General features: G+C 57.8%; 8 protein-coding genes. 4 read left to right on the plus strand and 4 right to left on the minus strand.

The window, feature by feature from the left end; genetic code table 11:
- Positions 1-314, minus strand: a 314-nt coding sequence (locus VGG64_13090; protein ID HEY1600535.1) for a hypothetical protein, incomplete at its 3' end; no start/stop codon positions are given.
- A 605-nt stretch (positions 315-919) separates the two neighbouring features.
- Positions 920-1,492, minus strand: coding sequence for a hypothetical protein (locus VGG64_13095; protein ID HEY1600536.1), 573 nt, complete (start codon positions 1,490-1,492; stop codon positions 920-922).
- A 293-nt stretch (positions 1,493-1,785) separates the two neighbouring features.
- On the opposite strand from VGG64_13095, the gene VGG64_13100 reads away from it, so the two are divergent.
- Positions 1,786-1,971, plus strand: coding sequence for a hypothetical protein (locus VGG64_13100; GenBank protein HEY1600537.1), 186 nt, complete (start codon positions 1,786-1,788; stop codon positions 1,969-1,971).
- Between the two features lie 372 nt (positions 1,972-2,343).
- Positions 2,344-2,577 carry a hypothetical protein gene (locus VGG64_13105; protein HEY1600538.1) on the plus strand — a complete coding sequence of 78 codons (234 nt, stop codon included), beginning with the start codon at positions 2,344-2,346 and terminating at the stop codon, positions 2,575-2,577.
- Between the two features lie 148 nt (positions 2,578-2,725).
- Here VGG64_13105 and VGG64_13110 read toward each other — a convergent pair whose 3' ends face one another.
- A complete protein-coding gene (locus VGG64_13110) occupies positions 2,726-2,929 on the minus strand; it encodes a hypothetical protein (protein ID HEY1600539.1) in 204 nt (67 codons plus the stop codon).
- A 134-nt stretch (positions 2,930-3,063) separates the two neighbouring features.
- On the opposite strand from VGG64_13110, the gene VGG64_13115 reads away from it, so the two are divergent.
- Positions 3,064-3,297, plus strand: coding sequence for a hypothetical protein (locus VGG64_13115; GenBank protein HEY1600540.1), 234 nt, complete (start codon positions 3,064-3,066; stop codon positions 3,295-3,297).
- 364 nt (positions 3,298-3,661) lie between these two features.
- Positions 3,662-4,864, plus strand: coding sequence for a dockerin type I domain-containing protein (locus VGG64_13120; protein HEY1600541.1), 1,203 nt, complete (start codon positions 3,662-3,664; stop codon positions 4,862-4,864).
- A 31-nt stretch (positions 4,865-4,895) separates the two neighbouring features.
- Here the strand turns inward: VGG64_13120 and VGG64_13125 are convergent, their stop codons facing one another.
- On the minus strand, positions 4,896-5,228 hold the full coding sequence (locus tag VGG64_13125; protein ID HEY1600542.1) for a PQQ-binding-like beta-propeller repeat protein: 333 nt from the start codon (positions 5,226-5,228) through the stop codon (positions 4,896-4,898).
- Positions 5,229-5,431 lie beyond the last annotated feature (203 nt).

Consider the following 5,431-nt stretch of genomic DNA (forward strand, 5'->3'; position numbering starts at 1 on the left):
TCTGGGTTGAATCGACCGACACCTGAGCCGACATTTTTACTGCCGCTCCCGTCAATGTTAACAACCCAAGCGACATTGTCATTGGTCACAAGCAATTGTTTGTCGTCGATGGACCAGTCGGGATGCATGCCCTCGACTAAGGATCGCGGTTCTGAGCCATCGGCATTTGCGATGAATACTTCCTGGCCACCGGAAGATTCGTTTTTGGCATAGAAGGCGATCCTTTTGCCGTCGTGCGACCAGCGAGGTCCAAGAAGTGGAAGATACTGCCGGAGTGAAACTAATTCCCGAGGTTTGCTGCCGTCGGCATTCATGACCCAAATTGTGGATCCTCCGTGGCGACCATTTGTTCTCACTGCTGTTTGGCCTGTCGATCGTGGCCCGGCCGCCGAGAGTGGCGCAGGAAACATGGCCATGCCAACCATCAAGAGTCCGAAAGAAGACCAGCAGCAATTAGGGACGGCAGTCATGGTTCAACCTATGAAGTCTTGGCCGGCACGTGATGCAAACGACAGAGGTTGCGGCACACTTGGGCGCTGCGAAAATCCCGAAAAGCAGCATACGTCGATAGTCATGGGAATGCATTCCAGCATCATAATCGTTCTGCCGACCCACGACGCCAGCCGATCATTCCCACGACTACCGAGATGTCATGCTCGCCAGCCCAAGTTTAAGAACGGAAACGGCGGTCGTCCCATTTACTCACGTCTGCTTAACACTTGCAAATAAGAATTGCTTCGTGATGCGGCGTGCGTGCGGGAATCCATTTTAGATTCCCACACGAATTCGATACAAAAGCAATTGCATCAAGCCAAGCGTCCAATAAATCTGCGCAGCTGCCGACGGCAGAATAGGTTACGGGAGTTTTTATCGAAGACGTCCGAATGTGGCCGAGCACCGCCGAGGTTGCAGCCGAACTCTAGCTCGCCCTGGCCGCGACGATCGCCGCTGCCAGGGCGAGCTTGTGATCATTGCTCCAGGGCGGCCCGATGGATTTTCTCAGTTGGACGGAATGGGCCTCGAAGTCCTCGATGCACAGCGCTTGGCTTGCTGAACCGAACACCTTTTTTGCGTCGAACCAGTGAACGGTCCAGCCGCGCTCTTCGGCCGCGGCGGCGAGCGCCCTGCGGTACATCACCCAGTCGGCCACATTCTGCGCCCGATAGTCGTTGATCCGCTCGGCAATGGTTGGTGGCAGCGTCGGGCACTGGCGCAGCGCCACGCCAACGATTCGCCCGGGCAGGTGCATCGCGACCGCGTCAAGGACGAGCTTTGCATGCCGTTCCGCCGATTGCTGCACGCGTTCGACTAGCGCGACGGCTTCGTCTATAGGAAGCGACTGCCCCTCACTGTGGTGTGGAATCTTTGGGAGGTGCTCGTCCGCCAGTTCGACGCGGCGGCGGTCGAGGAGCGTCCCGTCGGCGGCGACCGTCACCAGTACCGCCCAACCGCCATGATCCGAGACGCCGATGATCGCGTCGTCCTTCGACATGATGCTCCTGCGGTGCGCGCACTTTCGGACTCTTTCACGTCGATCGGGTCGGCTGTTTGACGTAACTGCAATCCGGTCAACGGTTGGTCGATTGACGTCCGTACGATAACGCAACAAAGCGGTTCTGGTAAGCGACGGCGTCCTTCAGATGGCATTTCGTCTACGCAGGATGCAAATGCCATCGTGCAGGTCGAGATTGGGATTTGCGGGCGGCGTCTTTGATTTGCCGCGCCTGAAGAGTGACCTAAAATTGCAGAATCATTGTTCATGCTGGCAGATGCGAGTGGGGCTAAATGGCGAATCGCAAATGTTTACAGCGTCGCATCTGGCGCCTGATCTTTCGCGAACATCGGCCGTTTTCGATCGAGTGCGCGCTGTTGGCGAGCATGATCCTGCTGATGGGCATATCGGTCGCCAAAACGGCGGGCAGCTTCGTCGAAGCGCAGTTTGCCAAGGTCGCGGCCGTGCTCGGATCTTAGGCGTCACTGTTTCGGCTGCGCCGCACGACCGATCTGCGTTGATGACCCGCAACGCTAGTTCTATTTGACGACGTGCGTCTTATGGAATGGCGCCGTTGCCGCCAGCGTTTTTTCATCCGTGGCGGGGTCATTCTTCGAGGGCGTCTCGCAAGCTTGTGCGGGAGTGGGCATCTGCGAAGTTACATCTTGAGGCTTCAGCGGGGTTGCCCTCGTCGGGGCACCCGGCCGCGCCAAGGTGCCGCTCAAGATATTCGGGCCAAACGTCGATGCTGAAAATGCGAGACTCTTTCTGCCCAACGCGCAGGCGGGAACGATTGGTTCGTAGCCGTGCGTCTACCAGGTCACGGACTTTCGGACCGAAAAGAGCAGAATATGCGTCGCAATTTTTCTTGGATTGCGATCAGCGGGGCCATGCTGCTCGTTCTCGACGGCTGCCAGGTGGGAGCCTGGTCGACACCGTCGCAAGAACACCGCATTTTTATGCGCAACTTGGCCTCGTCGCTCGATAATCGTGACTCCACTCTGTGGGTCACGCGTCCAAACGTCTACGGCGCCGAAATCAATAACGGCAGGACGCGAGGATTCACTTCGTCGGGGAGAAGATGAAATACTGACACGGGTAAAGTCTCTGGTCGATGCGAGATCATGGCATTAGAGACATCCTTTGACGTGGCGGCGGGTCGCGTAGCCTCGCACATTCGGGCGCGCCCTGCCCATTCTCATTGTTCCCGAACCGTGGGCGGGGGACACCGGCTCAGCGCCGTTGCGGCGGATAGCTGAGCAACTGGCGACGCTGAATATCAACGCGCTGCGCACGAACAACCTCTTCCAGTCGCTTGCGCTCGCGATGCTCGCCTGCGCCCCACGCCAAGACGCCCAGCAAGGTTACCGCGAATAGCATCGCTCCCAATCGAAATTGGAACCAGCGGCGGCGTGGCTTTGGTGTGGATTCAGCCATGCCTACATTCTATACGAACTTACCGGGTGAATACCCGCGCTGTGCGAACAGTATAAGGCAGCTTGAATTTCGCTGGCGCTGGAGATAGTCTAGTCAGCGTAACACCCTTGCCGTTTTTCCTGGGCCCAGTGCGCATGAACAGTTTTCTATCGAAGGATCGGTTGTGCTTTTTGCTGCTGGCCGTATCGATCGGCATTGGATTGGGCGGGACGTATGGTGCCGAAAACGGACAGCCGGTAGCGGGCATGGCCGTAGGAGTCGTGGTCTGCATTGTCGCCTCGGAACTCTTGCAGCGGCTATTTCTCGTGCCGGATTCCAAAGACTCTGCGCCCGCAACCGATGCGCGGGGAACGACACCGCGACGTTGATGCTGGGATCATCCGTGGGCACGCCACGCCTTGTCCGTGGCGACGCTTGGGCCATGTCTCGTGGTGATTTCGCCCGATCGCGCGCCAGACGAGGCTTATGCCCGCCGACCTAGCTCTCTGACACACAGCGGAATCGCAAGCGAGCCGATTCACACGGCCACGCGACAGGGCAGCAGACCGCCGAGGGGCGTGCACGATGCACCGCGTCCGCCGCATAAGTTTCCGGCAAAAAAGCTTGACATGGAGTCCTGTCCCACTATCCTCAACGCACTTTGCCAGGGGCGGTAAAGATCTACGCGTCGCGACGAGGAGCTTGCGTATGTAATGAAAAATGGGGAGCGTTAAATCCGAAAGGGCTGGTGCTATGAGTATCCACAAGTCGGGTGTTGTGACAGCCGTAGCCATCACGTTGCTATGCACTTCTATTGCTCGGGGCACAATTACGGCCTGGAAGATCGATGCGACCCAGAGCACATTGACGCTCGACATCAATAAGATCACGGCGCCGGCAAACGCGCTCTTTCCTGGTTCCCCCGCGTACATCAACGGCGATATCGATTTGGGTGACGCGCTGGGCTTCCAGGCGCAGATGTCGGTGCGCAACGAAGTCTCGGACGCGGCTTGGGGCACGAACCCCGATCCAGATTCACCGGCCGCGCCGGGCAATTCGACAAAAATCGGCGGCACGATTTCGACCAGTTATGTCGACTCAGGCGTGAATCATTCCATTCAGTTTCTCAGTGGTGCGGCCAACGGCACCGTGATCACCGCGGCCAATGGTGGCAACTATGCCCCCAACGTCGCCGACTGGAATCCTTCGATTCCGACCCCGCCCTTTAATGGCGAGGGCGGATTTACAAATGTGGGATTTTCCCCGGGCGTCTTTGGCGCCGAGGCGTATATTCCGCAGATGAGTCAGGCCGTGGGCTTCCTGTCGCAACAGAACGTGTCGATGGACCTTTTGAGCAACAAGCTGGGAATCAGCGGTGCAGGGACTTTCGCTGCCAACCAGACGGTCATCGGCATGTCGCAATCAGATCTTGCTTTTCAAAGCCTCACACAGCAGCAAAACGGCATCACCGACTTCTACAACACGGGCGTCAACACATCATCCGCGTTGGAGGGGGCGAATACGTTTTCGACCGGGATCATTCAGAATCTAGGCGGGAGCCAACGAGAATTGGCCTACAACTACTCGCTGCAGGTCTTCTTGGATGTTGGGTCGCTAGGCGGCGTTAACTTGGTTTTTCCTTTGATAGAGCATGGAACGATCGTCGCCACGGCGACGATTGCCGAGCCCGGAGACGTCAACAATGACGGAGTCGTGAACGGGCTTGATATCAATCAGATTGCCGGCCACTGGTTACTTTCCGGACCGAGTGCGGCGGACGCCAATGGCGACGGCGTTGTCAATGGACTCGACATCAACTTAATCGCCGGCAACTGGCTGCATTCGGCGGGAGGCGGTTCCGGCGGGATTGGCGCAGCCGTGCCCGAGCCCTCGAGCTTGATCCTGGGAATTCTGGCGGCGTTGGGGCTGGCGTTGCGTCGATCACGAGCCTGCTGATCGGCGAAGTCGCGCCGGTATGTACGGTTGACTACGATCCGCTATGTGACGCCTCGGCAGCTGCCGTTGCTTCGGCAGCTTGCTGCGTGAGGGTCTGTGTGCTCTGCCCCCGCGTCGAAACAAGCGCCGTCGGAGCACCGCGCCCGTAACCCTTCATCGGATTGTTCCACAGAATCTCACCCGTCAGCGGATCAAGGCAAAAGATATAGCCGTTGGTCGAGACGATCAGCCGATCGCCGTCCAAGAGCAGTGTGACATAGCCGGATTTCAACTGGTTGTTCGACCAGACGATGTCGCCGGTCCGCCGGTCGAGTGCGACAGCGTAACCGTTCAGGCCGACGAAAATCAGTTGGTCGATTGTCATGGTTACTTTCTGTCAAAAAAAAATGCGCAGCGACAATCGCGACGTTCCTTTTTTAGTGCGTCCGGTGGCCCTAATTTTACTTGGCGCTTATGGCGTGGCTAGCATTTTTATCTCGACATCAGCATGCGACTTAACCCTGGTGCTTGGCGCCGCGGTAAGAGCGGTATAATCATGCCGGGCGCAGCCGGGTAGACGATCCTTCA

It is taken from the genome of Pirellulales bacterium (assembly GCA_036490175.1).
GTDB lineage: Bacteria > Planctomycetota > Planctomycetia > Pirellulales > JACPPG01 > JACPPG01.

Coding starts and splice junctions, on each gene's coding strand:
- VGG64_13095 (HEY1600536.1), bottom strand. CDS start 1,492: ATGTCGAAGGACGACGCGATCATCGGCGTCTCGGATCATGGCGGTTGG.
- VGG64_13100 (HEY1600537.1), top strand. CDS start 1,786: ATGGCGAATCGCAAATGTTTACAGCGTCGCATCTGGCGCCTGATCTTT.
- VGG64_13105 (HEY1600538.1), top strand. CDS start 2,344: ATGCGTCGCAATTTTTCTTGGATTGCGATCAGCGGGGCCATGCTGCTC.
- VGG64_13110 (HEY1600539.1), bottom strand. CDS start 2,929: ATGGCTGAATCCACACCAAAGCCACGCCGCCGCTGGTTCCAATTTCGA.
- VGG64_13115 (HEY1600540.1), top strand. CDS start 3,064: ATGAACAGTTTTCTATCGAAGGATCGGTTGTGCTTTTTGCTGCTGGCC.
- VGG64_13120 (HEY1600541.1), top strand. CDS start 3,662: ATGAGTATCCACAAGTCGGGTGTTGTGACAGCCGTAGCCATCACGTTG.
- VGG64_13125 (HEY1600542.1), bottom strand. CDS start 5,228: ATGACAATCGACCAACTGATTTTCGTCGGCCTGAACGGTTACGCTGTC.